Here is a 26305-nt window from a genome sequence, read left to right on the forward strand (position 1 = left end):
TTAGCCTCCGAAATGTAGCACGCAGATCAGCGTGAACAGGCGTCGGGCGGTGTCGGTGTCTACGTCGGCCTTGCCTTCCAGCCGTTCCTGCAGAACCCGGCTGCCTTCGTTGTGAATACCGCGCCGGGCCATGTCGATGGTTTCGATCTGGCTGGGCGGCAGAGATTTGACCGCGTCGAAATAGCTTTGGCAGATCTGGAAATAGTCCTTCACCACCTGTCGGAACGGCCCGAGGGACAGGTGGAATTCAGCTGCCTTCTGGCTGTCTTCGGTGCTGATATCAAAGACCAGTCGTTTGTCGCGGATCGAAAGCTGCAGGTGATAGGGGCCGTCGGGAATGGCGCGATCATCCCGCTGAGGCAGGTCAAAGCTGTTCTCCTCAAGCAGATCATAGATGGCGACCTTGCGCTCCTGCTCGATCTCAGGGGTCGGCGGGGGCAGGTTCCGGTCATCCAGTTCGATATGCGAGATACGGGTCATTTTAACGGTCACAATCCTTCACGTCTGCTCAGACCTATAACAATGGATTTCAATGGGCAACGCACAGAAACGCCACAAGCTGGCGATCGTTGCGTCCCATCAGCCGTTCAGCCGGTTCAGACGTGCGGTGACGGATAAACCATGCGCCTCGAGGCTTTCCGATTGCGCCAGTGTCTCGGCCGCGGGGCCGATCGCGCGCAGCGCTTCGGGGGTCATCTGGCTGAGGGTGGTGCGTTTGAGGAAATCCATCACGCTGAGGCCGGATGAGAACCGCGCCGAGCGTGCGGTGGGAAGCACATGGTTGGGGCCGCCGACATAGTCTCCGATGGCCTCCGGAGTGTACTGCCCAAGGAAAATCGCGCCTGCGTGGATGGTCTGTTCGCTCAGCGCGACCGGGTCGGCCACGCAGAGTTCCAAGTGTTCCGGCGCGATGCGGTTCGACAGCGCGGCAGCCTCATCCAGATCGCGCACGGTGATGATCGCACCAAAGTCCCGCCAGCTGGCGCCGGCGATGGCGCGGCGCTGTAGGGTATCAAGTCGTTTTTCGACGGCCAGCGCCACGGCTTGACCAAATCCGGCATCATCCGTGATCAGGATCGACTGCGCGCTTTCATCATGTTCGGCCTGGCTAAGCAGGTCCAGCGCGATCCAGTCGGGCTCATTGTCCTTGTCGGCGATCACGAGGATCTCCGAAGGACCCGCGATCATGTCGATCCCGACCTTGCCGAACACCCGGCGTTTTGCGGCAGCGACAAAGGCATTGCCCGGGCCGGTGATCTTGTCGACCGGAGCGATGGTTTCGGTGCCATAGGCCAGCGCGGCGACGGCCTGCGCGCCGCCGATACGGTAGATCTCATCCACACCGGACAGTTGCGCCGCCAGAAGGACCAGCGGGTTTGCCTGACCGTCCGGCGTGGGCACGACGATGGCCAGCCGCTCAACCCCTGCCACCTTGGCCGGGATTGCGTTCATCAGAACTGATGAAGGGTAGGAGGCCAATCCGCCCGGCACGTAAAGACCCGCCGCTGAGACCGCAGACCACCGCCAACCAAGCGTCGCCCCGGTCTCATCGGTCCACTGGTGGTCTTCGGGCATCTGCTTTTCGTGATAGGCGCGGATGCGCTCTGCGGCCAGTTGCAGCGCGGCGCGGTCTTCGGGGGTTACCTGTGCGACGGCTTCGGCAATTTCGTCGGCCGAAAAGGCCAGTGTCTCGGGCGTCAGTTCCAGACGGTCGAATTTCGAGGTCAGCTCGATCACCGCCGCATCGCCACGGTTGCGGACATCGTCGATGATCCCGGCCACCACGGCATCCACATCCGGGCTGTCTTCGCGCTTAGCCGATAGCAGCGTTTGAAAGGCGGCCTCAAACTCTGGCGAGGTGGTGTCGAAGAAAACGGGCATGATCTGGCACTCCGGAGCGTTTCACGGGGACATATCGTCCGCACGGGCTGGTCTCAACCCTTCTCGGCCGGGTGCAGCGATTTGCGCAGGGGGAATTGGGTCATCCCGTGCCACTCTTCCACATCGCCCGCCGAAACCCAGCCATATCTGAGGTAGAAGGCCCGCGCTGTGTGGGTGGCATCCAGATAGGCCTGTGCGCAGCCTTGATCCGCCAGCTCCTGCTCCAGTCGGGCCAGCAGGGCCCGCCCGATACCACGCCGCACATGGCCGGGATCGACATAAAGCAGTGAGATCATCGAGCCGTGGCGCAGCCCTCCAACGGCCACGATCTGTCCGTCTAGCTCAGCCACCCAGATATCCGAGCCGCCTTGTATCCAGCCGCGAACGGTCTGCGGGTCTTTGTTGGCGGTCCACAACGCCAAAAGTTCGGGATCTTTGTGGTGATCCGCCGCGCAGAGATGGGTGATCGAGCGGATCAGCACCTGGCTAATCTGAAACACATCGAACACGGTCGCACGGCGCAGCTCCAGACCCGAGGCGGGTCCGGAGAAGGCCTGCGATATGCCGCGTTTATTCTGGATGGTGCGGTGCCTGGCCCGAGGGGGCCTGATAGGGGCGCGTTACGTCTTTCAGAGTGACGTCTATCGCCTCGACCGTCAGGCGGATCGCGCCGTCGCCTGCTAGCGTCAACAGGATCTGGCCCGCGCCGTCCTCGCCCGCCTCGAAATCGACCGAGAGCAGCGACATCACCATATCCGTGTCGCGTCGGTCGATCCCCTGACTAGCGACCGACAGCACCGAGTCGAACACCAGAACCGACTGCACGCGCTCAAATGGGCGGTCGCGGCGCGTGGCGGCATCCTTGTCCTCCCACCGGAAGCGGTTCAACAACAGCCCGAAACGGCGCTGCGAGGGCTGCCATTTCATCTCGGTCACCGGGAACACCGCATCCTGCGCAAGCGAAGAGATCACCTGCAGGTCGTCCCCATCCTCGGCACCCAGATTCAGCGGCGCTTCGCGGCCGTCTTCAAAACTTGCGTCTGTCATTCGCCCTTGATCCGCTCGATTTTGGCACCCACGCCTTCCAGCTTGCGCACCACATGCTCATATCCGCGGTCCAGATGATAGACCCGGCTGACGGTTGTTTCCCCTTCTGCCGCCAAGCCCGCCAGAATCAACGAGACCGAAGCCCGCAGATCGGTGGCCATAACCGGCGCGCCTTTCAGCCGCTCAACCCCAGTGACCGTGGCCGTCCCGCCATGCACCTCGATCTGCGCACCCATGCGGGTCAGCTCCGGCGCGTGCATGAAGCGATTTTCGAAAATGCGCTCCTCTAGAACCGAGGTCCCTTCGGCCGTACACATCAACGCCATCATCTGCGCCTGCAGGTCAGTGGGGAAGCCGGGGAACGGCTCAGTGACCACGTCTACCGCCCTCACACGCCCATTCTTGCGCGCAACTTTCAGGCCCTTTTCGGTTTCCGAAACGCTGACGCCTGCGGCTTCGAGTTTTTCCACGAAGGAACTGACCAGCGACATACGCCCGCCCAGCAGTTCTACCTCGCCACCGCAGATCGCAGGGGCCAGCATATAGGTGCCGAGCTCAATCCGGTCTGTCACTACTTGGTGGGTTGCACCGTGCAGGCGGTCGACGCCCTGAATCTCGATTGTCGAGGTCCCCTCGCCCGAGATCTGAGCGCCCATCTTGCGCAAACACTCCACCAGATCGACAATCTCGGGTTCGCGCGCAGCGTTCTTCAGAACAGTGGTGCCTTTGGCCAAGGTTGCGGCCATGACGATGTTTTCGGTCGCCCCGACCGAGGCAAAGCGCATCTCATGCACCGCTCCTTTCAGCCCGCCCGGAGCCTTGGCGTGCAGATACCCGTCTTTCAGTTCGATCTCGGCGCCCAAGGCCTCAAGCCCTTCGACATGCAGGTCCATCGGACGCGCGCCAATGGCACAGCCACCCGGCAGCGACACGACCGCCTGCCCGAATCGCGCCAGCAACGGCCCCAGCACCAGATTCGAGGCCCGCATCTTGCGCACGATGTCATAGTCCGCCGTCTGGCTGGTCAGATCATGGCTGGACATCGCGATCACCTGACCGTCCTGCAGCGCGGACACCTCAGCCCCCAGCGATTGCAGCAGCGCTGTCATGGTCTTGATATCGCTGAGGCGTGGCGCGTTGGTCAGCGTCAGCGGTTCTTCGCTGAGTAGCGTCGCGGGCATCAGCGTCAGGCACGCATTCTTGGCCCCCGCAATCGGTATCTTACCGTTCAGCGGGCCGTTGCCCGTCACCAGAATCGAATCCATCTGCTCTTATCCCTTGTCCTTGTCGGCTTTGTCATCCGAGGCCGCCCGCGCCTTGGCCTGCGCCTTGCGCCGCGCCATGTTGGCCTTGAGCGCCTCTTTCAGCCGCTCTTCCCGCGTATCACCGGATTTGCCGTGTTTTTTAGGTGTATCTTTGTCTGCCATGGTCTTTCTCTACAGGAGGCGAAAAAAACCGTCCAGACACCCTTGCGCCGCGTTTCGTTTGAGTCTAATCACCCGCCCACGATGCTGCTGTAGCTCAGAGGTAGAGCACTCCCTTGGTAAGGGAGAGGTCGAGAGTTCAATTCTCTCCAGCAGCACCATGATTTCCCAGACAGACCGAGACGTGTTTGCCAAGGGTTTGGGGCTTTGCCCGAGCGTTATTGGATAAACCCGGGCAGAGCTATGTCAAAGCGACAGTGTTTTGACGCGGTCGCGCAGTTGGAATTTCTGGATTTTACCGGTCGAGGTCTTGGGAAGTGTCTCGAAAACAACTGCTTTTGGGGCTTTGAACCCGGCCAGATGATCGCGGCAGAAGGCGATGATGTCCTCGGCGTTTGCCTCTGTCCCGTCGCGTAATTCGATAAATGCGCAGGGGACCTCGCCCCATTTCGCATGCGGCATTGCAACCACGGCGGCGGCCTGCACTGCGTCATGGCGGTATAGCACCGCTTCGACCTCGACGGATGAGATGTTTTCGCCGCCCGAGATGATCACGTCCTTCAGGCGGTCGCGGATCTGAATGTAGCCGTTTTCATACATCACAGCTCCGTCGCCGGACCAGAACCAGCCGTCCTCGAAGGCGTTCGAGGTTGCCTCGGCGTCTTTGTAGTACCCGGCCATGACCGTGTTGCCCCGAATGGCGATCTCACCTTGTGTGGCTCCATCGCGCTGCACCGGTGCGCCGTTGTCGCGGTCGATCACCGTGACCTCTTCAACCATCGGGAAGGCGATGCCCTGTTGGGCCTGCAACTCAGCCTGTTCCGCAGGGCTGAGATCGTTCCACTCCTCCTGCCAGAGGCATTGCGAGATGTGGCCGTAAGTCTCGGTCAGGCCATAGACCTGCATGACGTCAAACCCCATCGCGCGGGTCTTCTCCAAGACCGAAGGCGGGGGAGGCGCACCGGCGGTCAGCACCCGGATTGCCGGATCAAACGGGGCGGCGTCGCTTTCGGCCTCAGCCAGCATTTGCAACACGATGGGGGCGGCTCCGAAATGGGTCACGCCATGGGTGCGGATCGCGTCCAGAATACGGTCTGCGGCGGGGATGCGTGTAAAGACAACCGTCCCACCGAGCATCGCCATCAACCAGGGATGGCCCCAGCCATTGCAGTGGAACATTGGCACGACAGACAGATAGACTGGATAGGGCGGCATATGCCACGCGGTGCCCGTACCCAGCGCCATCAGATAAGCACCACGGTGGTGATAGACGACGCCCTTGGGGCGACCCGAGGTGCCTGAGGTGTAGTTCAGCGCAATCGCGTCCCACTCATCATCAGGCAGATCGATAGGCAGGGGCGGGGCCGTGGTCAGCGCCTCATAGGTCTGGCCGCCGAGGGTTTCACCAGTGGCCGCAGGATCGGCGATTTCGACCACAGGTATTGTGCGACCCAGCAGATCAAAGGCTTTGGACAGAAGCGGGACCAGTTCACGGTCCACGATCACCAGTTTGGTGTCCGCATGATCCAGAATATAGGCGATGGTTTCGGGCTCGAGCCTTGTGTTGAGCGTATTCAGCACCCCTCCGGCCAGGGGCAGGGCAAAATGCAGCTCAAACAGTTCCGGGATGTTCGGGCTGAGGACCGAGACCGTATCGCCCTTCTGCACGCCAAGCGCGGCCAATCCACTTGCCACCGCGCGAATGCGGGCGGCGGTTTCCGCCCAGCTTCGTCGGATATCACCATAGATAACGGCGGTGCGCGCGCCGTGCAGGGTTTCGGCGCGGCGCAGGAAGGACAAAGGTGACAAAGGCACGTGGTTGGCCCGTGTCTTCTGAAGAGCTTCGAAATGGTGGCGCATCCGGGTCCCGCCTGTCTTAGTTGTTGGGCCGCACGCGGGCGGCGGTCTTGTTGGCAAAGGCTTCCAGCCGTTCGCGGGCGGCGGGTTGGGTGTTGACCACACCGCCGACCACGGCTTCGGCATAAGCTGCATCCATACCGGACATGTTATTCAAATGGCTGATCGCCGAACAGATGGCAAAATTGGTCAAAGGCAGGTTCTGCGCGATTTGGTCTGCCAGTTCCATTGCCTTGGCCATGCTGCCACCGTCTTCCGTGATGTACTGTGCCAGCCCCAGATCGACGGCCTGTTGCCCCTGATAGACGCGGCCGGTCAGGATCATGTCGATCATGCGATATTTGCCGATCATGTCCGAGACGCGGATGGTTGCGCCTCCGCCCGTGAAAATCCCGCGCTGACCTTCGGGTAAGGCGAAATAGGTGCCGGGATCGATGACGCGGATATGGGCGGCGCTGGCAAGCTCCAGCCCGCCGCCAACCACCGCGCCTTTCAGGGCGGCGATGATCGGCACGCCACCATATTCCATCTTGTTGAACGCCTCATGCCAGCGCAGGCAGACATGCATGAAGTCATCGGGGCTGCGGTCGGCCTTCCAGTGTTCAACCAAATCAAGACCCGCGCAGAAGTGATCGCCCTCGCCGGTCAGCACAACAGCCCGCACGCCGGCCATGCGCGCGCCGCTGAAAAAGCGGATCAGTTCTTCGATCGTGGCCACGTCCAGTGCATTGCGCTTGGTCGGGCGGTTCAGGGTCACGACATAGAGGCCATTGTCACGCTCGGAAATTGCGAGGTTCTCATAGGTGGCGGGGTTCACGACATCATTCATGAGTCAGATCCTTTTGGAGGCGTTATTCGAGGAAGGCCGCGTCAAGCAAGCTGCGCGCGCCGTGCAAGATGCGGGTGTGTTCGACATTGCATTCGGGCAGGATATGCTGGGCAAAGAACAGCGCTGTGGCGATCTTCTGGGTCATGAACTGCGTGTTCTGCCCTTCGTTCAACGCCGCTTGCGCCGGGGCGACACCTTTTGCCAGTTTCCAACCCGCCGCAAGCGTACCTGCCAGCATCAGGAACGGGACCGAGCCCGCAAATGCGGCGTCGATGTCTTTGCGGCTGTTTTCCAACAGCCATTCCAAGGCGGCTTCAAACGCGCCGCGTGCTTGCGCAAGGCTTGCGCCGATGGCTTGCGCGGTGGCATCGCCTTCTGCCAGCTCGGCTTCGGTCGCTGTGATGCGGGCGGCGAACCGGCGGGCGGTCTCGCCCCCGTCGCGCATGACCTTGCGACCCAGAAGGTCGTTGGCCTGAATGGCGGTGGTGCCTTCGTAAATCGGCAGAATGCGCGCGTCGCGATAGTGCTGAGCGGCGCCAGTTTCTTCGATAAAGCCCATGCCGCCATGGATTTGAACGCCCAGAGAGGCGACCTCGACCGCGCGTTCCGAGCAGAAGCCCTTGACCAGCGGAACCATGAACTCGGCCAGAGAGGCCATGTCCGGATCATCCTGATGGTGTGCGATGTCCAGCAGCCCGGCTGTGGCCGCCGCCATGGCGCGCCCGCCTTCTGTGAGGCTGCGCATCCGCATCAACATGCGGCGCACGTCGGGGTGCTGGATGATCGCAACCGCGTCCTTGACCTGACCATTCACGGGGCGGCTCTGGACCCGGTCCCGCGCATAAGCCAAGGCGCGCTGATAGGCGCGTTCTGATGTCGCGATGCCCTGAACGCCGACCGAAAAGCGCGCGGCGTTCATCATGATGAACATGTATTCCAACCCGCGGTTTTCCTCACCGATCAGGAAGCCAGTGGCGTCTTTGTATTCCAGTACCGCCGTTGGGCTGGCGCGCACGCCCAGCTTGTGTTCGATGCTGACACAGTTCACGGCATTCTCGGCCCCGATCGAGCCATCCTCTGCCACCATCTTCTGCGGGACGATGAACAGGCTCAGCCCCTTCGGTCCGGCGGGCGCGCCAGGGGTACGGGCCAGAACCAGATGGATGATGTTCTCAGTCAGGTCATGCGCGCCATATGTGATGAAAATCTTGGTGCCGGACACGCCATAGCTGCCATCTTCGCGTTGCACCGCCTTGGTCGAAACGCGACCCAGATCGCTGCCTGCTTGGGGTTCGGTCAGGTTCATCGTGCCCGACCAGCACCCAGCAATTAAAGGCTCTAAATAGGTGGCTTTCTGCGCGTCCGAGCCTGTCAGCAGCAGCGCCTCGATCGCACCATCGGTCAGCAAGGGACACAGGCCAAAGCTCATATCGGCGGCGTTCAGCATCTCGACCGCCGCCGCACCAACCGTTCGTGGCAGTCCCATGCCGCCAAACTCAGGTGGGTGTGTAAGGGCTTGCCAGCCCATTTCAATAAATTGCGCATAGGCCTGCGCGTCCCCTTCGGGCATTTTCACGCGACCGTTGTCAAACTGCGCGCCCAACGTGTCGCCGATATGGGACAGCGGCGCGATCTGTTCGCTGCAGAACCGCGCATATCCCTCTAGCGCAGCGCCGATATCGGTCAGTTCGAAGTCCGAGTATGCGTCCAAAGTGGACACTGTTTCCCAATGGGACAGGTGTTCGATACAGAACATCAGATCCTGCACGGGTGGCTGATAGGACATGCCAGATTCCCCCAATGGTAATTGTGGTTTTACGTCATTTATCTGCCGTGCAGCTTGCCGAAAAGCTCATATATTGCCAAGTTACTATCCGATATTGCCAAACTGGGGGCGATCATGGTCAGCAATGACCCCATCTCACTTACAACTGTTTCAGCCGGTTTTATCCAGGATTGGCTTGAGGCGCTGAGGGTGTGTTGTAGTGCAGATCAGATGCAGTTTCTGCTGAGCCGTTCGGGCCTGCACGCCAGTGCGTCAGAGCCTGCGCAGCGCGTGACGCTTCAGGAAATCGCCCGCTTGTACCAACTGGCCGCGCCTGAGACCGGGGACGAAATGATGGGCCTTTGGAGCCGTCCCATTCGGCCACGCGCCTTGCAGCATCTTGTGACCGTCCTGCGCGAAGCAAGCAGCCTGACCTCGGCGCTGTATCGTTTCTCGACATTCTGGAATTTATTGCTGGATGATTTTCATCTGGAGCTGCGCACCGGGTCGGATTTGGCTGAACTTTCGCTGGTACCGTATCGGCAGGACACGGCACCCCAGCGCTTTGGCCATATGCTGATCCTGAAACTTGCGCATGGGCTGCTGTCATGGCTGGGCGGGTCGGAAACGCCGGTAAAGGCCGTTCGCTTTGCCTTTGCGCGGCCCGGTTTTGCGGCGGACTATGCGGTTGTCTTCCCCTGCGCGGTGACATTCGATGCCCCGCAGACCAGCATTCTGTTCGATCCGCGCCGCTTTGATCCCCCGATCACGCGCAGCCCGGCTGAGGCGTCCCTCTTCTTGGAGCGCGCACCGATCGACTGGATATTCACCAACTCGCGCGCGCATACAAACAGCCTACAGGTCCGTGCGTTCCTGTATCGGACGTCTTGGAAAAGTAGTCAGCTTCCCGACGCGGCCATTGCTCTGAAGATGACGCCCCGGACCCTGAACCGGCGTCTCAAGGACGAGGGCACCTCGTTTCAGGACATCAAGGACGCCCTGCGCCGCGATATTGCGATCCGCGCCCTGCAGCAAAGCGGCGACAGTATCGAGCAGATTGCGTTCGATACGGGGTTCTCGGCCCCGGCGAATTTTCACCGCGCATTCCGGAAATGGACTAACCGCAGCCCGGGTTCGTATCGCGCACAGGATCGCGCGGTCTGACCGTCGCGGCGCTTGCATGTCTCTGTCATATTGAGCCTTTATGGGTCTTTGAACAGCAACTGTTCGGGGTGTCTGCCCAAGGGTTGGCTTTTGTATTGAAAGGGGAATGAATGTCATCGGATGAGGATACCGGCATCGGCTTCATCGAAAACCGGCCGTTTGATGAGATCAACGTCGGAGATACGGCCGAACTTTCGCGTACCCTGACCGCACAGGATATCGACGCCTTTGCAGCGGTTTCCGGCGATGTGAACCCGGCCCATGTAGATGAGGCCTTCGCGCAGGAGGATGTCTTTCACAGAGTCGTCGCACATGGCATGTGGGGCGGTGCGCTGATATCCAATGTGTTGGGCACGCAATTGCCTGGGCCGGGGACGATTTATCTGGATCAGACTCTAAAATTCCTCAAACCCGTTGGCATCGGCGATACGGTCACTGTGCGCGTCACCGTGACCGAAAAGCAGCCCGAGAAGAAGCACGTCACTCTGGATTGTCTCTGTACGACTGGCGAAGGCAAACCTGTCATCACCGGACAGGCCGTTGTGATCGCGCCAGACAAAAAAGTCAAAAGGCCACGAATGGCGATGCCGGATTTGGTTTTGCATCACCGGGGCGCCTCCTATGACCGATTGCTGAGCGCGGCTCAGAAAATGGACCCATTGCCCACAGCCGTGGTCCATCCCTGTGATGAAAGTGCGTTGGAGGGGGCGCTCTCGGCCCGGGATTTAGGTTTGTTAGAGCCTGTTTTGGTCGGCCCGCGCAGCCGAATTCTACATGCGGCGGATGCGGCCAGGTTGGATATCGGCGGACTCGAGATCATTGATACACCGCACAGCCATGCCTCGGCCGAACGGGCGGTGCATCTGGCGCGGGATGGTCGTGTGAAGGCCCTGATGAAGGGCGCGTTGCACACGGATGAGGTCATGTCCGCCGTTGTCTCTAAGGCCAATGGTTTGCGCAGCGAACGCCGGATGAGCCATGTCTATGTCATGGATGTGCCGACCTACTCCAAACCGCTTCTGATCACCGATGCGGCCATCAACATAGCGCCCGATCTGCAGACCAAGGCGGACATGGTTCAGAATGCCATTGATCTGGCTCGCGCCATCGGGATCGAGACGCCAAAAGTAGCGATCCTGTCAGCGGTTGAGACCATCACACCCCGGCTGCAATCCACGGTCGAGGCTGGTGCCCTGTGCAAAATGGCGGATCGCGGGCAGATCACGGGTGGTATGCTCGATGGCCCTCTGGCTTTTGACAACGCCGTGTCGATGCGTGCTGTCACGACCAAGGGCATCAAATCCGACGTGGCGGGGCAGGCCGATATACTGGTCGCGCCGGACCTTGAGGCCGGCAACATGATCGCCAAGCAGCTCATGTATCTGGCCGGAGCTGAGGCCGCAGGGATTGTTTTGGGCGCGCAGGTTCCGATCATGCTGACCAGCCGCGCCGATGATCGCCGCACTCGCATCGCCTCGGCGGCGATTGCGGTGCTTTATGATCATTCGGTGCGGTGAATGGTTTACTACGTCGCGGGTTCGGGAAACCGGGCCCGCGTGCGGTTGGCGAAGGCAACCAGTGACAACATCACCGGCACCTCGACCAGAACACCCACCACCGTTGCAAGCGCCGCCCCGGAGTGTAGGCCGAACAGGCTGATGGCGACCGCTACGGCCAGCTCAAAAAAGTTTGAGGTTCCGATCATTGCGCAAGGGGCGGCGATGCGGTGTGGGACCTTCAGGGCATAGGCGGCCCCATAGGCCACCGCGAAGATGCCATAGCTTTGGATCAGGATCGGCACGGCGATCAAGACGATGACCATGGGCTTGGCCAGGATCGTCTCTCCCTGAAGGCCGAACAGGATCACCACCGTTGCAATCAGGCCCATGATCGACCAAGGCTTGACGCGGGCGGAGAAGGCGTCGATGGCCTCTTGCGAACCCAGCCGCTTGCGGGTGATCAAACCGGCAATCAGGGGCAAAACCACATAAAGAACGGTGGCCAGAACAAGCGTTTGCCACGGGACCGAGATATCTGTGACCCCCAGCAAAAAGGCCACAATTGGCGCAAAAGCCACGACCATGATCAGGTCATTCACCGACACCTGCACCAAAGTGTAGGTCGCATCGCCTTTGGTCAGTTGCGACCAGACAAACACCATCGCGGTGCAGGGTGCGGCCCCCAAGAGGATCAGACCCGCGGTGTATTGTGCAGCATCTTCCGGCTGAATCCACGGGGCAAAGATGTAGTCGAAGAACAACACTGCCAGCAGGGCCATGGTGAAGGGCTTAATCAACCAGTTGACCACCAGCGTCACGATCAGGCCCTTGGGTTGCCGGGCCACGCCCGCGACCGCTTTGAAATCGACGCCGACCATCATCGGATAGACCATGGCCCAGATCAGCAGGGCCACGACCAAGTTGACGCTTGCCACCTCGGCCCCGGCGATCAGGCCGACCAGACCGGGCGCGGCCAGTCCGATCAGTACGCCGCCGACCATGGCGAGGGCGACCCAGATGGTCAGATAGCGCTCGAAGATGCTCATGAATATGCCTCAGTTGTTTGGTCGGTAAGCTTGCCCGAAGTGAGCGCCGCAAGGGCCACCATGACAGCCGCTGTGCCCAGCACAAGGGGCAGCCCGCCGACCTGATAGGTAAAGCCGGACAGGACGGTGCCCAAAAGGCGGCCTGTCGCGTTGGCCATGTAGTAAAAGCCGACATCCATCGTGACCCGCTCGGACTTTGTGAAGGCGAGGATCAGATAGGAATGCAGGGATGAGTTGACGGCGAAGATTGCTCCAAACACCAGCAGGCCCAAAACCAACGTGATTGTCAGCCATGTTTCAGGCCCGGAAGATAGCAAAACTACCAGTGTTAGAGCCGCTGGAACGCAGAACAGCATTGCGGCCCAGCTGCGTGCAGCGCGGATCAAATCACCTTCGGACCGGTCTGAGGCCCGTAGGATCTTGGGCGCGTTGGCCTGAATAACGCCGTAGAGGATGATCCAGAACGCCATGAAGGTGCCGATCATGAAAAAGGCGGCGCGGTTGCCCTCTTCCGTACCATCCGAGAGGACGGCGTAGAAATAGATAGGGATGCCGACCACGAACCACACGTCGCGGGCACCGAACAGGAAGACCCGCGCGGCGGACAGCCAATTGACGTTGGCAGATTTCGAGAAGACTTCAGAGAACTTCGCGCCCTTGCGCCCTTTAGGCAGGCCGGGGGGCATAAAGCGGATGACAGCGAACAGGATCACCGCCAGAACGACTGCCATCACAATGATCGCCGCCTGAAAGCCCAGCGTTGCCAGCATGGCTGCACCAAGAAGGAAGCCCAGCCCTTTGACCGCGTTCTTGGATCCGGTCAGCACCGCTACCCAGCGAAACAGCCCGCCGCCCTCGGTCGGGGCCAGCAATTTCACTGCGGATTTTGAGGACATCTTGGCCAGATCCTTGGCCACTCCGCTTGCGCCTTGCACGATCATGACGAAGGCCACAGATGCGCCAATCGCCCAATTAGGGTCTAGTTGCGTCAACGCTAGCAGCGCCACCACCTGCAACCCAAGCCCGGCATAGAGCGTCGAGGTCAAGCCAAACCGCGCCGCGATCCAGCCCGCTGCAAGGTTCGTCACCATCCCAGCGATTTCATAAAGGACAAACAGATAGGCCAGCTGCACCGGCGAGAAGCCAAGCGTATGAAAGTGCAACAGCACCAGCATTCGCAGGGCCCCGTCGGTCAGCATAAAGGCCCAATAGGCCGCCGTGACCGCGATATAGGCCGACAGCCCCTCGGGCCGATCGGTCACAGCGAGGCCCCGACCATCAGCGCCACATCGACCAGACGGTGGGCATAGCCCATCTCGTTGTCATACCAGGCATAGATTTTCACCTGCGTCCCGTTCACCACCATGGTCGACGGCGCATCGACGATCGAAGAGCGTTCGTCGTTGGTATAGTCGGTCGACACCAAAGGCCGGGTCTCATAGCCCAGAATGCCATTCAATTCACCTTCGGCGGCGGCTTTGAAGAAGGCGTTGACCTCTTCGACGGTGGTCTCACGTTCAACCTCAAACACGCAGTCGGTCAGTGAGGCGTTCAACAGGGGCACCCGCACCGCGTGGCCGTTCAAACGTCCCTTGAGTTCAGGGTAGATCAGCGTGATCGCCGTGGCCGAGCCGGTCGTGGTCGGGATCAGTGAGTTCAGCGCCGACCGCGCACGCCGCAGGTCCTTGGCGGGACGATCCACGATGGTCTGCGTATTGGTCATGTCATGGATCGTGGTCATCGAGCCGTGGCGGATGCCCAGATTCTCGTGGATCACCTTGACCACCGGGGCCAGACAGTTCGTGGTGCAAGAGGCTGCGGTCACGATCTGATGGGTCGCCGGATCGTAGATGTCGTCATTCACACCCATCACGATATTGGCAGTCGGGCCGTCCTTGACCGGGGCCGACACAACAACCTTCTTCACGCCCGCCTCGAAATAAGGGGCCAGTTTCGCCTCGGTCTTGAAGACACCGGTGCAGTCGATCACCACATCGACGCCGTCCAGCGGCAGGGCGCTCAGATCCTTGGTGCCAATGAAGGGCAGGCGGGTGCCGTTGATGGTGACGCTTTCGTCATCATGCTCGAAAGTGGCGTCCCAACGGCCATGAACCGTGTCGAACTCCAGCAGATGCGCGTGCATCTCGGCATCTCCGACCGCGTCGTTGATCCAGGCGATCTTGGCGCCTTTCTCCAACAGCGGTTTCAGGGCCAGTTTTCCTATCCGGCCCAGGCCATTCACAGCATATGTGGTCATTTCAGTCTCCGACAGAGGTTCTGCCGATGTCATCGACAGCAGATTGTAGGGCGATCCGGTCAAGGCTTTCGACCGGCAAAGAGGTAAACGCCTCGATCCGGCGCTTCAGCGCGCCATAGGCGTTTTGAAAGGCGAGGCTTTTCTCGGCATCGGTTCCGGTAGCTTTCACCGGGTCTTCCATGCCCCAATGGCCGCTGATCGGTTGGCCTTCCCAGGCCGGGCAGTCTTCGTTCGCAGCTTGATTGCAAACGGTAAAAACAAAATCCATCTCCGGCGCCCCGTCGGCCGCAAATTCCGACATATGCTTGGAGCGCAGGACCGAAGTATCGTGACCCTTGTCCTGCAGCACTTGCACAGCAAAGGGGTTCAACTCGGACGCGGGCTGCGTTCCGGCTGAGTAGACGGTGAACCTGTCATCTCCCAACTCACGCAGCAGGGTTTCGGCAAAGATCGAGCGGGCAGAATTGCCCACGCATAGAAACAGGACGTTGAACTTGCGGTCAGTCATGTCTTCATTTCCTTGTGTGAAAGGCATGCAGATATCGGGACGACCCCGGCAGCAATCGACAACCAGAAAATCCAGCATTCCCTGCACTTTTGTCATATCGACGGAATAAAGCAGGGACGTGCCTGAGCGTTCCTGAGTCACCAGCCCGGACCTTTGCAGCGCATTCAGATAATTCGACATGGTGCTGGGTTTGATATCCAGCTCCGAGGCCAGCTCACCCGCTGGTACGGTGTCAGGAAACCGTCGCATTAACATGCGAAAGACTGTGATGCGTTGCGGATGCCCCAGAATGGCCAGCTGATCGGTGATCTCTTCTATCATATTTCATGAATTATGGAAATATATATTGGTGGTCAACCGGGAACCCTATTGTGTCACAGAATTTTCATGAAGCCTCGGCGCGCTGATCCGGGCTTGCAGGCGCAGACCTGACGAATTAAAGAAGCCTTCGCATCCTTCCGAATTCAGCTTCGGAGGACCAACGGTGCCGCTGTAGCTCAGCTGGTAGAGCACGTCATTCGTAATGATGGGGTCGGGGGTTCGAGTCCCTTCAGCGGCACCAGTTTTTGTATGAAATTTTATTTATATCAGATATTTGGTGGAAAATGGTATGACTTTTCCCACACTCGAAACCAACCAATTAGTCAATATGCCTGCAAAAACGTTGTCGCCGAGTTCTTTCATCTGGATTACTTTTGCCATTTAAACGCCGAATTGCCATTCGTAGGTCGGAGAATTTACAATTGTTTCTAGTCTTGTAAACGTGTTTTCGCTCCAAAAACTAGGCAGTTTAATTGATCGATTTCGATCCCTTATGGCTCACCCAAGAAGGGCCCAAGAAAACAAATCCGAGCGCGCAAGAACGTCGGATCAAACCTTGTCCTGATACTGATTGCCTGTTTTTTATTTTGCATGGTCGTTTTGTTTTGAATCGGCGACGTTGCCTTCCTGCCTTTAACAGCTTTCTTGGAGGTGAGGACGACTGCAGTTTGTATCGTCCTGTCATTTACAATCTCAGTGGTCTTTGCTTCGGTGTATGGGTCGCAGACTTCACGAAGAGTACTGCTCGCCGGGAAAAATATTTAAACCATCCATGAGTTCGATGAGGTTCAAAAAAGGACGGACATCGATAACAAGATCAAATCGTTAGAGGGTTGGTGGCTAGGGCACTTAGTTCACTCAGGGCTTGTATCGGACATCTGGCAGTTTCAATGGGATTCGTAGGTTCGCCTTAGGTGTTCAACGTCGGTTCAGCGGACAAATAGAATGTCGCCGTGCCTGAAATTTGCTGGGTAAAGTAAGGGGTATTCTGGGCCAGCTCGTAGACATTCGCTGCATTTGCACTATCGGGCTTTGGGAACGGCAGCTCTATGCGTTCGCTGTTTTAGATCTCTTTTACAATGTAGACCTGATCAACGAGGGTAGGCCGTCGCTACTCTCAAGAGTTCGTATATGTTGTATCGGAACTGAACCGAAAAATTTAAACGGCCCTTTTCAAGGGGCGCCCTTGGTTTTTACTCTCTAGTCACCACCAACGGCGGCTCCTTCGGAAACGACCGGATGCGGAACCACTTGAAACAGCTACTATCCCAATCGCGCTTGTCGCACATGTGCAAAAATGAACCTGCGGTGTTGTGCCATACCACGCCATTGCTGGCTTTGTTCAGAGAGGCTCGCCGGTTTCAACGCGTTGTTGGTTCAGGGTTGATCGTTTTGCAATAGACTTTGACTAGCCGCTTCGGCGAGGTCGTATGCACTTGGCAGCACAAGCAATCTACTTTCCTGACAAGCAAAACGAAGACATTGCGTTACCAGAGGGTCATCACGGAAAACACGGCTACTGTCTTCCCACTTTAGGTCTTTGAGGCGTTCTACCGGCATTTCGCCCCTTAAAGCGGAGATAAGAGCACTCCGACCCTCATGAGTAAAAAAAAGAGCCTGCCGGTCATGCAATTCAGGAAGAAAGTCAATTTCGCCTAGGGCTGCCATGACGCATCTTTCCGTATATGGGCCAAAAATTCCGTCCTTGTACCAACTACCCATTTTTGAGTTGTCCCGATTGGCAAAAACCTCATCGGCGCAACGCTCGGTAAACGTCAAGTGTTGTAGCTCCAGAACAAACTCAGACGGGCGAAGTTCGCCTTTGTCTTCAAACGAAGACGTCGTTCTTGTTATCGACTGTATGCTGCGAAGTTTATCGCGTGCCTCGGTTCGCTCTTCTAGGCTTGAAGCTCTTTGCAAGCTCAATTTTGCTTGCCGCTCTTCCGACTTTAAGTCTTCAAGGAACTTCAAGAATGTCACCCAGCGGGTCCTGTCTTCTTCGTCGATAGTCAAATGTGAATAGTACTGCGCCAACACAATCCTTTTATCTATGTCGGCAGCACGTCCCTCATTTGCGAAGCTTTCCAGTCTTGTATGTGTGTCACTCTTACGTTGGAGCTCGGCCTGTGTTCTAGCGAGCTCTTTGTCCAACTTGTTCTTCTCCGTAGCAATTTGCAGCTGTGCTGACGCTTTGATGCGCTCAATTTGTTTTGTTGTTGATAGCTCGGCCAGTGCACTAAGAAAGGGAAATAGAGCGGCAACGATTCCAACAATCATTGTCCCGAATATTACTTTTTTAATGCCAGCTTCTGCTTCTCGTGCGCGAGCTTCGTTTTCGAGCTGCTTAATTTCACGTTCGGCTTCAAGTTCCAAACGCCGCAGTTCTATTTGGTTGGTAAGTTCTTCATCCATGGCATCAACCGTGAAGAAAAAGGAGCAAAAAACAGGACTCAATTGTCGCAAATAGAAGGCGATTTTTCAACTTCTTCATAGTCGGCAAATGCACGACCGCAAGTGAATCCCTAGTCAATCAGTGCGTGGACTTAGGGCGCGAGACTACTGAGGTCTTGTTGATAGACTAGCTGCGAAACGATTCAACGGCAGCCGCAATAATACCAAGGCGCAGTTCCACCTCTGGTTATCGTGGAACGCCGCTACTGTGCAAAAACTGCAGATTGTGGTACAATACGCCTCAAATTTCAGTTCAAAGAATATGACAGGAAAATTCCAATGAACGAGCATTCTGGGCTGCCCCAGGAAGCAGCTGAAAATAGTATTTGCAATGTAGATAAGTGCCAAATCGCGGAATCTGAACGTATAAGGAAAGGCGAGAAAGATCCACTTTGCGACACTGTAGACCGTGTTTTGATTGGAACTGACAGGTTCATAATTTATTCGGTTGTGCAGGAAGTGAATGACGGGTCAGACTCTGTTGTCGATGATGCCGGGGACACGTCCAAGAATGGCGTCTTTGGTAGCGCAAAAGGGCGCCGCTTGGATCATATTTGGTTGCGAACGAAGTTTCCCGAGGACTACGAGTGCGCAAAAGAGCTCCGTGCAAACCTTAGTAGCGTCGCAGGCGAATTGGCTTATATTTGTGACTTAGTCGATAGCATATGTAGGTCTGGCAGTCTCGATACTGGAAGCTCAAATTCTCTCCGTAGAAGGGCGACTGAGATGATGGCGCGGGCTATGGAAATGGCCTACGAGGGCAACCAGAAAGTTGCAAAAGAGCTTCTCAATCACGTTCGCAACCACATTACAAAACTTCGCGACAGCAAGAACCGGATGCGCTATGTGCAGGGGAATTTGTTCGCACTCTTCGCGATATTGATACTTTGGGTTGCTCTACGATTTTCAGGGCCGTTTTCAAATCTATTGGTGGCCGGCTCATCAGATTCGTTCAACGTCCACGCTTTAGACATTTTAGCATTAGGTGCAATTGGTGCGTTTTTTTCCGTCTCCGGATCCGTAAGCAGCATACGGGTGGATCACTCCGTGTCGCTTTGGGAGATGGTCTATACGGGTTTCATCCGTATCCCCATAGGGGTGATTGCGGCAGGCGTCGCTATATTCCTGATTTCAGGTGATTGGCTGCTTGCATCTATAGAGCCTGCACTGAAACCGTGGACGTACTTGCTGTTTGGATTCATTGCCGGGTTTAGTGAGCTGTTCGTACCCAATGCACTAAGGCAAGTTGAAGCGGCTTCAAGCGTGGCACCGCCTTCCAGCGCGGGCTAGTCGAGCATCTATCTGTCCAGTCGTCGTTGGGTTTGGACAACTTCGTCAGAACCTACCCAGAAATTCTTGGATGTGTAATCCGAGTCACAGACTACTCAAACAGAATCGGCCAAACTATTTTCATTGATGAACTAGCGTTGGTGTATTTGAGAACGCGAGTTTTTCTCCTCCCTGTTGGACTGGGCGTGCTGTTGCAAAGCGCGCCCTTTTTTTGGCGTTCTACTCTAGACCGTAAATGATGATGGTGCCAATGACCGTCGCCGTGACGATGGTGTTACCCTTGACCGCCGTCGCGGTGGCGATGTGGAGCAGGTTGATGAGACGGAGGCGAGTAGTATGGGCCGAATTGACGCTCGGGATCTTGAGGAGCGTGGTAGCAAAACGGACCTGGATCTGGATGGTAGGAGTGGAAGTAGCGGTTCTTGTAAGTGCACCTAAGTTAGGCTTGGTAGTTGTTTTCCCAATACGCCTGACTGAATTCTACAATCGCTATACCCAGCTCTGCAGCAAGCACCGGGTTCATGACTTTTTTGAGCTGTCATTGTCAGTCAAAAATATTTTGACGACAGCCAGCTGCGGGCGCCATTCCAACCAGTATCGCACCGGCTATAGCCTGACTGGCTACCTTAAACTTCGATTGTCGCGTCTTGTGTAGACGCGGCGATGACTGGATAGTGCGTACTCGGAAAGGCTTGCATGTGAATGGAATTTGTCCCAAAGCCTTGCGTTTAGGCAACGGCTGGATTTGCTGCGGAAGGCACACAAAAAAACACTGTTGAGCAATGAAATAACTATCGCATAGGTTTTTCCAACAACAAAATACGCTTGGGAGACTACATCTCCTCATCTGATCTGAGTTAAGTTAAACGCCAAACTGCAGACAAAATTTGGCCTACCAGTCGGTGTTGCTCCGACCGCATCAAGTTCTCGTCTATTTCCCAGAGCAGGCATTGTTTCTTTCGACAAGTTCAATCACAGAACCACCGAGTTTCTTGCCCTCAGCTTTCTGGAGCGTGTTACGTTCAACGGCCACGTTGAACAGTTGGAGCATCGCTGCCGCCGGAATGGTGTTGGAGTAGAGGTTGCGCATGACTCCAAAGGCTACACGCAAGACCTAGTTTGTGCGAGGTTGGGCGTCTTAGCTTCGCCAGACCCAAAGAGTGAATTTACGCAAAACACCAATGTCCGCTCAAGGCGTCTGTATTTCGAATTCTTGGGGATGTTGGTGATGTGAGGGGTTGGTCGAGGGGGTAAGGACCAACCCCTTTTACTCACCCGTGAGTGAGTGGAGGTGCGTGAAGTCTGTCCTACTTTGACACTAAAGCTGTTTGGTTAAAATTGGGGAAACCCCGTATTGCCCAGTTTTATGGTGAAACGATTTGTTTCCAGGTCCGAAACGGAAAGTTTCACAATGAATCGTGGACACAATTTAGCCACAATGCGATCCTGTGATTGTGGGTGGCATGCTTGTATTTTAGAACGTTCTGGTTTTTCCGACTGGATTTGAGGGGGTTAATTGGTTCGGTGTGTCACCCAACGAAGCCCTCACACAAACAGCGATAGGAATGAAGCGCCTTCCGTTACGTAAACGAACTTCCCGCCTTTCTTTCATCAAACTGTCACAATTCAAACATTCAGATTCGATAGCGGGTAAGTACGGCGCGTCTTGAATGGGGTTTGCGATTGTGAATGAGGGGGTACGAGTTCGGCGCGTCGTACCTTCCGCCAAGATAGCTAATTTCTGCCCGTATTGAATCTCTGGTACTAGTTCCTTGGCTTAAAGAGACCTGATTGTGCGCCCTAAGATTTTCAAAAACCCCGAACTGAACAATTTAGACCGAACCGGGCAGGCATAAGATGCTACGCCTATTGAAAGTCTTGGCGTTTTTAACCCCTACGGCTCTCGCGGCAAACGCATTGGCAACGAACGAACTGAACGAGTTCCGCAAAAGCAAAGGTCGCCCAACGCTCAGCTACAGTCTAAAATTGGAGAAAGCCGCCAAGTCCCATGCTGAAGACATGGTGAGGAAGGAATTCTTTTCGCATACCGGATCAAACGGGTCAGACGTGGGCGAACGGGTAAACAGGGAAGGTTATAAATGGTGCTTTGTGGCTGAAAATATCGCCCAGGGTCATCATGACTTAGATGCCGTGATTTCAGCTTGGGCGCAGTCGCGGGGGCATCGAGCCAATATGCTGTCACGCAAGGCTAAGGTATTCGCGCTTTATGAAGCGGCGGACCAAACGTGGGTGATGGTATTGGCTGCCCCGTGCCGATAGCCCCTCACCTACTGCAGGTGTTCTCATTGTCACATCTTCGAGGCCAAAGGGTAAAAACCACTGAGACGTTTCTCTGCTTTCATTTTTTGGACCCGTTGCCTACAATCTATACATGGAATATAGCGGAACATATAACTCATTGAAAAAATATGTATTTTTGACATCATGGCGCGCAATTAAACACACTGAAGCATGAATTAGATGCCCGTCAGCGGCACCAACAATTTCCCAACATTCAACCCGGCCGAGGGGAAAAACCCGGGGTGCGCGAAGCGTTGAGATACGTGCATTAGTGACGGCCCCCACATTCTAGCATCTTCGCTCTGTTTTGGGGAATGAGGAGATTTCAGGCGAGGATGGCCCTGTCAAATAAGTGCCCCCCCCTCAACGCGATGAGAGGGGGCAGTCTTCCAGTTCAGACCGACAGGCAGACGTATTTCATTTCCATATAGTCTTCCATGCCGTGATGGCTGCCTTCACGGCCAAGGCCGGATTGCTTGACGCCGCCGAATGGGCCCAACTCGGTCGAGATAATGCCGGTGTTCACGCCGACGATGCCGTACTCCAACGCCTCGGCCACTTTGTAGACGCGGCTCAGGTCCTTGGCATAGAAATACGATGCCAGGCCGAAGATCGTATCATTGGCCATGGCAATGACATCATCTTCGTCCTCGAACTCGAACAAGGGCGCCAGTGGGCCAAAGGTTTCGTCCTGTGCTACCATCATGTCCTGAGTCACGCCGGTCACGATCGTGGGTTGGAAGAAGGTGCCGCCCAGATCATGAGGCAAGCCGCCGGTGAGAACCGCGCCGCCTTTGTCTGTGACATCCTTGATATGCTCTTCGACTTTGGCCACCGCGTCGTCGTTGATCAGGGGGCCGGTGGTTGTGCCAGCACTCAGTCCGTCGCCAACTTCGAGCGCTTCAACTGCGGCTTTCAGCTTGGCGGCAAAGGCGTCGTAGACGCCGGCCTGCACGTAAATGCGATTGGCGCAGACACAGGTCTGACCGTTGTTGCGGAACTTGCACAGCATCGCGCCTTCGACCGCTGCATCCAGATCGGCATCGTCGAACACGATGAAGGGCGCGTTGCCGCCCAGCTCCATCGAGCATTTCATGACCTGATCGGCCGCCTGGCGTAGCAGGATGCGGCCCACTTCGGTCGAGCCGGTAAAGGTCAGCTTGCGCACGCCGGGGTTCTCGCAGAACTCCTTGCCGGTCTCGCTGGCCTGAGTCGACGGCACGACGTTGAAGACACCCGCAGGCACGCCCGCCCGTTCTGCTAGCAGCGCCAGAACCAGGGCTGACAGAGGGGTCTCTGTCGCCGGGCGCGCGACAAATGCGCAGCCAGCGGCCAGTGCCGGGCCCGCCTTGCGAGTGATCATCGCGTTGGGGAAGTTCCAAGGCGTGATCGAAGCCGCCACGCCGATCGGCTGTTTCATCACCATGATCCGCTTGTCGCGCTGATGGCCGGGAATGGTCTCGCCATAGACCCGCTTGGCTTCTTCCCCGAAGAACTCGATGAAGGAGGCGCCATAGCCGATTTCGCCAACGGCCTCGGCCAGCGGTTTGCCTTGTTCGGCGGTCAGGATCTTGCCCAGATCCTCGGCGTTTTCCATCATCAGGTCGAACCAGCGGCGCAGGATGGCGGCGCGCTCCTTGCCGGTCAGCTTGGCCCATTCCTTCTGCGCGGCTTCGGCCTGCGCGATGGCGCCTGCGACTTGCGCGCGGCTGACATCGGCAACTTCGGCAATCACGTCCCCGCGCGCGGGGTTGGTCACTTCGAACGTGCCGTTATCACCATCAACCCATTGGCCGCCAATATAGGCTTTGGTCACCAGAAGGTCGGGATTCTTGAGCAGGGATTTCAGATCGGTCGTTGCGTCCAGCATGGGTCAGCCTCCGGCAATATTTGCGTTGCGCGCACCCAAGCAGGTGTCATGCGCTTTGTCTATGTCCATTGTCGCGCGGCGATGAACCCAGTTGTGCCCCTTTTCCACCGCGCAGGGACTTTAGCCCCCTGTCCGTGCCATATGGCTTTCATTTCTCTTGGGAGTTTGCGACAGTTTTCGAAATTTCCGAGCGATAGGGGATGTAAATGGGTGTTACATTACCTATCTATTTAGAAATATAAAGAAAAAGGGATAGCATAGATGTCGAACCAGCAATTTGAGGCATTGATCAAAGAGACTCAGTCCAAAGTGCGTGAGTCGCAATCGCAGATCGAAGGCCTGACTTCACGGATCGAGGCCGCACGCGCCAAAATCGGTACGGCCGAGGCGGATATCGACATCGAAAATGCCACGCTTGAGGACGTGCATGCTCATACCGAAGTGATGAACGCCAACATCGCCGAGCTGATCATGGGGCTGGACGATGTCACCAGCGCGTTTTCCAAGGATTTCGACGAGATGCGCTCGAAAACCGGGTGGGAGTCGTTTGTTGGCATCTTCTCGAAAGGCAAATCCGAGTCGATGCGACAGGAACGGATGCGCACGGCCAATATCGACGACAAGCTGCAGGACCTGATCGCCAAATCCGACGTGATCGTCAAACTGCTGGAGGGGCAACTGTCCGTGCTGGAAGAACAGCGGGTCAAGGTCGAGGACAACTTGACCGTCACGCTGGACGACCGGGAAGCGACCGTTGCGGAGCTCGAGGCGCTGCGGGCTGAGATTCAGGGCATGGACCCGACGATCATCACCCTGGAAAACAAGATCAGCGTCGAACAGGACGCCGCCGCGCGTACTCAGCTGGAAACCGAGCTGGCCGAGCTGAACAAGCAATACAACGCCAAGGTTCAGGAGGAACAGGTCAAGCTGGCCAAATCGCAAACGCTGGAGCGTTATATTGAAAAGGGCAAGACCTGGGTCGACTCGCTGCAAAACCAGGCGGCGACGCAGATGGTGCTGATCAACAAGCTGCAGACAGACACGCAACAGCGCGTTGTGCTGTATGACGCCCTGACCAAATCGCTGAAAACCGCGCAGCAGCAGGACGTGGCCCACCGCATCAACGAGATCGGCGTGCAGACCGACCAAGAGGCGCAAACCGCCATGGCCGCCATCGGCACCGCGACCAACCAGAAAATGGCCGACATGCTTGAGGCGCATGAGGACCACATGGTCTTTGCCCGCGACGTGCTGGAGAAAAAGGCCAAGGCGGATGAACGCTTTGCCCGTCGCTTTGCCTCGATTGTCGAGAAGCATGATAAGAATTTGTATGGGGGTTCTTGAGGGTCACCGTTGTGACTAAACACACCAATAACCGTTATACATCGGGTCTTACGCGCAGGGACATTCAGCTTCCCGCATGGGTAGAGAATGCGATGATCCTGCGCTGGTTCGCTATCGGCCTTGGCGTAATCTTCTACTGGATCACGGAGTCCCTTTGGGCTCCGGCTATTGGGATCGCAGTGTTCGCAGGGATCGGGCACTTGGTCTATCTAATTTACAAAAAGGAAGACCCGGTTTCGGCCGAAATCGCGTTCCACAATGACACTGATGGGTATCACTCAGGAGACGCGGATGGGGACGGAGACGGTGGAGACTAATGGAGACTAACCCCACCCAAGACCATGTCGGCCTGACTGACACCTTCGCCTCGCGCCGCTATTTTCGCAAATTCGAGGTGATCACCGTCCACCTCCTGCGCGTGGCCGCGACGATGGAGGCTGAGGGCGCTATCAGCAAGCAAGAGGTGCGGATTGTGTCGCGCTACCTCTCGGGGTTGCTCTACACCTTCCGCGCGCTCAGCATGAAATATCTGCTAGTCGGGCGCGATACGGGGCGGTTCTTTGGCAGCCTCGCCATGGACAAGCGCGACAGTGGGTTTCCGGTGGCGGCCGAGTTGCTGACCATGGCCAATGACGCGCAGCAGGCTCAGGTGCATCTGGCGAATATGCCCTCAGCCGATGATCTGAAAACCGACATGGTCCGCACCATTATTGGCGATCAGGAAATCCCGACCAAACTGCAATTCGCGCTGTCCCAACGGCTCTATTATGAGGAATTGCTGAAAGGAGAGCTGTTCTGGGCGCGCAACGATCCCGAATGCCACTGGATCGGGAATGAGGGTGAACGGCGCAAGTTCATGATCCATTGGGCGGTTTATGACAGCCAGATCAATCTGCCGGTCATCTACCTGATGCAGTTGGAGGATAGCGGCAAGACTGCCCTGCCCAAAGACCAACGCCGCTGGCCCGAGGTGCAGGCACATCTGATGGCGCAATCCTTAGGCGGGTTGAAACTGGTGACCATCGCCAAGGGCTTTGATCAGGATTTCGACGACCTGCATCCCAAACATCTGCGCCGCATTCATGTGGGGCCGATGTATTCCTCAGCCTTCACGGAACAATCCGGCCCCTTGCGGCAAGTGCTAGAGGACGCGCAGGCACCGGAGGGTCAGGATTGGGCGCTGGCCTGGACGACTGAGGAGCTGGAAAGCGAAGAGGTGATCGAGGAACGCGCCGGGTGGTTCTCGACCGTCGAGCGTGAGGTGTTTGCGCTGGACCCGTTTGGCGGGCAAGGGGCTGAGACCGGGGCGACGCGCACCCAGCGTTCGATCATTCTGCCTCAGCGTCCGTTTCAGGTACTGGCCGAGCGCGACCCGCCGGGCTTTGCCGATGTGCGCAAATTCGTGGTCAGCAAATCGGGGCAGGTGTTGCGCTATTAGAATTTTTGCCTCC

Annotated in this window: 24 protein-coding genes and 2 tRNA genes; 10 read left to right on the forward strand and 16 right to left on the reverse strand. The window is 57.2% G+C overall.

All coding sequences use genetic code 11. The features are described 5' to 3' along the window. From ACR0AI_RS08350 to ACR0AI_RS08375, 6 genes are all read right to left on the reverse strand, one after another. Positions 1–480, reverse strand: coding sequence for a UPF0262 family protein (locus tag ACR0AI_RS08350; protein ID WP_170379879.1), 480 nt, complete (start codon positions 478–480; stop codon positions 1–3). 99 nt (positions 481–579) lie between these two features. Beyond that, positions 580–1881 (reverse strand): histidinol dehydrogenase, encoded by a 1302-nt coding sequence (gene hisD / locus ACR0AI_RS08355; protein ID WP_480673119.1) that lies wholly within the window; start codon positions 1879–1881, stop codon positions 580–582. Between the two features lie 53 nt (positions 1882–1934). Then, positions 1935–2381: a GNAT family N-acetyltransferase gene (locus ACR0AI_RS08360; RefSeq protein WP_480673121.1), complete on the reverse strand. Its 447-nt coding sequence runs from the start codon at positions 2379–2381 to the stop codon at positions 1935–1937. A 70-nt stretch (positions 2382–2451) separates the two neighbouring features. After that, the gene (locus ACR0AI_RS08365) at positions 2452–2928 is read right to left on the reverse strand and encodes a DUF2948 family protein (RefSeq protein ID WP_170462971.1); all 477 of its coding nucleotides are present in this window, start codon (positions 2926–2928) and stop codon (positions 2452–2454) included. After that, positions 2925–4193, reverse strand: a complete 1269-nt coding sequence (gene murA, locus ACR0AI_RS08370; protein ID WP_480673123.1) for a UDP-N-acetylglucosamine 1-carboxyvinyltransferase — start codon at positions 4191–4193, stop codon at positions 2925–2927. The genes ACR0AI_RS08365 and murA overlap by 4 nt, the downstream gene beginning before the upstream one ends. 6 nt (positions 4194–4199) lie before the next feature. Continuing rightward, on the reverse strand, positions 4200–4355 hold the full coding sequence (locus tag ACR0AI_RS08375; protein ID WP_480673125.1) for a hypothetical protein: 156 nt from the start codon (positions 4353–4355) through the stop codon (positions 4200–4202). An 83-nt stretch (positions 4356–4438) separates the two neighbouring features. On the opposite strand from ACR0AI_RS08375, the gene ACR0AI_RS08380 reads away from it, so the two are divergent. After that, positions 4439–4513: transfer RNA gene (locus tag ACR0AI_RS08380), tRNA-Thr, on the forward strand. Between the two features lie 85 nt (positions 4514–4598). Here ACR0AI_RS08380 and ACR0AI_RS08385 read toward each other — a convergent pair. From ACR0AI_RS08385 to ACR0AI_RS08395, 3 genes are read right to left on the reverse strand one after another with little or no spacing between them, the layout of a single operon-like run. After that, entirely contained in the window at positions 4599–6212 is a 1614-nt protein-coding gene (locus tag ACR0AI_RS08385; protein WP_480673127.1) for an AMP-binding protein, read from the reverse strand. Between the two features lie 16 nt (positions 6213–6228). Next, positions 6229–7038: a methylthioacryloyl-CoA hydratase gene (gene dmdD / locus ACR0AI_RS08390; protein WP_480673129.1), complete on the reverse strand. Its 810-nt coding sequence runs from the start codon at positions 7036–7038 to the stop codon at positions 6229–6231. A 22-nt stretch (positions 7039–7060) separates the two neighbouring features. Next, a complete protein-coding gene (locus ACR0AI_RS08395) occupies positions 7061–8824 on the reverse strand; it encodes an acyl-CoA dehydrogenase family protein (protein WP_480673131.1) in 1764 nt (587 codons plus the stop codon). Between the two features lie 114 nt (positions 8825–8938). Here ACR0AI_RS08395 and ACR0AI_RS08400 point away from each other — a divergent pair, with 114 nt between their 5' ends. Next, positions 8939–9967, forward strand: coding sequence for an AraC family transcriptional regulator (locus ACR0AI_RS08400; protein ID WP_480673133.1), 1029 nt, complete (start codon positions 8939–8941; stop codon positions 9965–9967). A 110-nt stretch (positions 9968–10077) separates the two neighbouring features. Beyond that, positions 10078–11484 carry a bifunctional enoyl-CoA hydratase/phosphate acetyltransferase gene (locus ACR0AI_RS08405; RefSeq protein ID WP_480673135.1) on the forward strand — a complete coding sequence of 469 codons (1407 nt, stop codon included), beginning with the start codon at positions 10078–10080 and terminating at the stop codon, positions 11482–11484. Positions 11485–11492: 8 nt separating this feature from the next. Here the strand turns inward: ACR0AI_RS08405 and arsB are convergent, their stop codons facing one another. From arsB to ACR0AI_RS08425, 4 genes are read right to left on the reverse strand one after another with little or no spacing between them, the layout of a single operon-like run. Beyond that, positions 11493–12512: an ACR3 family arsenite efflux transporter gene (gene arsB, locus ACR0AI_RS08410; protein ID WP_480673137.1), complete on the reverse strand. Its 1020-nt coding sequence runs from the start codon at positions 12510–12512 to the stop codon at positions 11493–11495. Continuing rightward, the gene (arsJ, locus tag ACR0AI_RS08415) at positions 12509–13774 is read right to left on the reverse strand and encodes an organoarsenical effux MFS transporter ArsJ (protein ID WP_480673139.1); all 1266 of its coding nucleotides are present in this window, start codon (positions 13772–13774) and stop codon (positions 12509–12511) included. The genes arsB and arsJ overlap by 4 nt, the downstream gene beginning before the upstream one ends. Further along, complete coding sequence (locus ACR0AI_RS08420) at positions 13771–14769, reverse strand: ArsJ-associated glyceraldehyde-3-phosphate dehydrogenase (protein ID WP_480673141.1); 999 nt, start codon at positions 14767–14769, stop codon at positions 13771–13773. Before ACR0AI_RS08420 ends, arsJ begins: the two co-directional genes overlap by 4 nt. A 1-nt stretch (position 14770) precedes the next feature. After that, entirely contained in the window at positions 14771–15598 is an 828-nt protein-coding gene (locus tag ACR0AI_RS08425) for an arsenate reductase/protein-tyrosine-phosphatase family protein (protein ID WP_480673143.1), read from the reverse strand. A gap of 165 nt (positions 15599–15763) precedes the next feature. Here ACR0AI_RS08425 and ACR0AI_RS08430 point away from each other — a divergent pair. After that, a tRNA-Thr gene (locus tag ACR0AI_RS08430) sits at positions 15764–15839 on the forward strand. Between the two features lie 232 nt (positions 15840–16071). Continuing rightward, positions 16072–16374 (forward strand): hypothetical protein, encoded by a 303-nt coding sequence (locus ACR0AI_RS08435; protein WP_480673145.1) that lies wholly within the window; start codon positions 16072–16074, stop codon positions 16372–16374. Positions 16375–16975: 601 nt separating this feature from the next. Here ACR0AI_RS08435 and ACR0AI_RS08440 read toward each other — a convergent pair. Beyond that, the gene (locus ACR0AI_RS08440; RefSeq protein ID WP_480673147.1) at positions 16976–18010 is read right to left on the reverse strand and encodes a hypothetical protein; all 1035 of its coding nucleotides are present in this window, start codon (positions 18008–18010) and stop codon (positions 16976–16978) included. 318 nt (positions 18011–18328) lie between these two features. On the opposite strand from ACR0AI_RS08440, the gene ACR0AI_RS08445 reads away from it, so the two are divergent. Then, positions 18329–19339 carry a hypothetical protein gene (locus ACR0AI_RS08445; protein WP_480673149.1) on the forward strand — a complete coding sequence of 337 codons (1011 nt, stop codon included), beginning with the start codon at positions 18329–18331 and terminating at the stop codon, positions 19337–19339. Positions 19340–20270: 931 nt separating this feature from the next. Here ACR0AI_RS08445 and ACR0AI_RS08450 read toward each other — a convergent pair. Beyond that, the gene (locus ACR0AI_RS08450; RefSeq protein ID WP_480673151.1) at positions 20271–20429 is read right to left on the reverse strand and encodes a hypothetical protein; all 159 of its coding nucleotides are present in this window, start codon (positions 20427–20429) and stop codon (positions 20271–20273) included. 767 nt (positions 20430–21196) lie between these two features. On the opposite strand from ACR0AI_RS08450, the gene ACR0AI_RS08455 reads away from it, so the two are divergent. Further along, positions 21197–21619, forward strand: coding sequence for a CAP domain-containing protein (locus ACR0AI_RS08455; RefSeq protein ID WP_480673153.1), 423 nt, complete (start codon positions 21197–21199; stop codon positions 21617–21619). Positions 21620–22034: 415 nt separating this feature from the next. Here the strand turns inward: ACR0AI_RS08455 and ACR0AI_RS08460 are convergent, their stop codons facing one another. Then, positions 22035–23510, reverse strand: coding sequence for an NAD-dependent succinate-semialdehyde dehydrogenase (locus ACR0AI_RS08460; protein WP_480673155.1), 1476 nt, complete (start codon positions 23508–23510; stop codon positions 22035–22037). Positions 23511–23771: 261 nt separating this feature from the next. Between ACR0AI_RS08460 and ACR0AI_RS08465 the strand changes: the two genes are divergently transcribed. The 3 genes from ACR0AI_RS08465 (at position 23772) to ACR0AI_RS08475 (ending at position 26292) form a co-directional block, all read left to right on the forward strand. Then, positions 23772–24854 (forward strand): hypothetical protein, encoded by a 1083-nt coding sequence (locus ACR0AI_RS08465; RefSeq protein ID WP_480673157.1) that lies wholly within the window; start codon positions 23772–23774, stop codon positions 24852–24854. A 92-nt stretch (positions 24855–24946) separates the two neighbouring features. Next, on the forward strand, positions 24947–25171 hold the full coding sequence (locus tag ACR0AI_RS08470) for a hypothetical protein (protein WP_480701291.1): 225 nt from the start codon (positions 24947–24949) through the stop codon (positions 25169–25171). Beyond that, positions 25171–26292, forward strand: a complete 1122-nt coding sequence (locus ACR0AI_RS08475) for a hypothetical protein (RefSeq protein WP_480673160.1) — start codon at positions 25171–25173, stop codon at positions 26290–26292. The genes ACR0AI_RS08470 and ACR0AI_RS08475 overlap by 1 nt, the downstream gene beginning before the upstream one ends. Positions 26293–26305: the final 13 nt, after the last annotated feature.

The organism is Ruegeria sp. BG3, from assembly GCF_056538485.1.

Excerpts from the sequence above, each read along its gene's own strand:
- ACR0AI_RS08350 (WP_170379879.1), bottom strand. The coding sequence starts at position 480 with ATGACCCGTATCTCGCATATCGAACTGGATGACCGGAACCTGCCCCCG.
- hisD (WP_480673119.1), bottom strand. The coding sequence starts at position 1,881 with ATGCCCGTTTTCTTCGACACCACCTCGCCAGAGTTTGAGGCCGCCTTT.
- ACR0AI_RS08365 (WP_170462971.1), bottom strand. The coding sequence starts at position 2,928 with ATGACAGACGCAAGTTTTGAAGACGGCCGCGAAGCGCCGCTGAATCTG.
- murA (WP_480673123.1), bottom strand. The coding sequence starts at position 4,193 with ATGGATTCGATTCTGGTGACGGGCAACGGCCCGCTGAACGGTAAGATA.
- ACR0AI_RS08375 (WP_480673125.1), bottom strand. The coding sequence starts at position 4,355 with ATGGCAGACAAAGATACACCTAAAAAACACGGCAAATCCGGTGATACG.
- ACR0AI_RS08385 (WP_480673127.1), bottom strand. The coding sequence starts at position 6,212 with ATGCGCCACCATTTCGAAGCTCTTCAGAAGACACGGGCCAACCACGTG.
- dmdD (WP_480673129.1), bottom strand. The coding sequence starts at position 7,038 with ATGAATGATGTCGTGAACCCCGCCACCTATGAGAACCTCGCAATTTCC.
- ACR0AI_RS08395 (WP_480673131.1), bottom strand. The coding sequence starts at position 8,824 with ATGTCCTATCAGCCACCCGTGCAGGATCTGATGTTCTGTATCGAACAC.
- ACR0AI_RS08400 (WP_480673133.1), top strand. The coding sequence starts at position 8,939 with ATGGTCAGCAATGACCCCATCTCACTTACAACTGTTTCAGCCGGTTTT.
- ACR0AI_RS08405 (WP_480673135.1), top strand. The coding sequence starts at position 10,078 with ATGTCATCGGATGAGGATACCGGCATCGGCTTCATCGAAAACCGGCCG.
- arsB (WP_480673137.1), bottom strand. The coding sequence starts at position 12,512 with ATGAGCATCTTCGAGCGCTATCTGACCATCTGGGTCGCCCTCGCCATG.
- ACR0AI_RS08420 (WP_480673141.1), bottom strand. The coding sequence starts at position 14,769 with ATGACCACATATGCTGTGAATGGCCTGGGCCGGATAGGAAAACTGGCC.
- ACR0AI_RS08425 (WP_480673143.1), bottom strand. The coding sequence starts at position 15,598 with ATGATAGAAGAGATCACCGATCAGCTGGCCATTCTGGGGCATCCGCAA.
- ACR0AI_RS08440 (WP_480673147.1), bottom strand. The coding sequence starts at position 18,010 with ATGGATGAAGAACTTACCAACCAAATAGAACTGCGGCGTTTGGAACTT.
- ACR0AI_RS08445 (WP_480673149.1), top strand. The coding sequence starts at position 18,329 with ATGAACGAGCATTCTGGGCTGCCCCAGGAAGCAGCTGAAAATAGTATT.
- ACR0AI_RS08450 (WP_480673151.1), bottom strand. The coding sequence starts at position 20,429 with ATGCGCAACCTCTACTCCAACACCATTCCGGCGGCAGCGATGCTCCAA.
- ACR0AI_RS08455 (WP_480673153.1), top strand. The coding sequence starts at position 21,197 with ATGCTACGCCTATTGAAAGTCTTGGCGTTTTTAACCCCTACGGCTCTC.
- ACR0AI_RS08460 (WP_480673155.1), bottom strand. The coding sequence starts at position 23,510 with ATGCTGGACGCAACGACCGATCTGAAATCCCTGCTCAAGAATCCCGAC.
- ACR0AI_RS08465 (WP_480673157.1), top strand. The coding sequence starts at position 23,772 with ATGTCGAACCAGCAATTTGAGGCATTGATCAAAGAGACTCAGTCCAAA.
- ACR0AI_RS08470 (WP_480701291.1), top strand. The coding sequence starts at position 24,947 with ATGATCCTGCGCTGGTTCGCTATCGGCCTTGGCGTAATCTTCTACTGG.
- ACR0AI_RS08475 (WP_480673160.1), top strand. The coding sequence starts at position 25,171 with ATGGAGACTAACCCCACCCAAGACCATGTCGGCCTGACTGACACCTTC.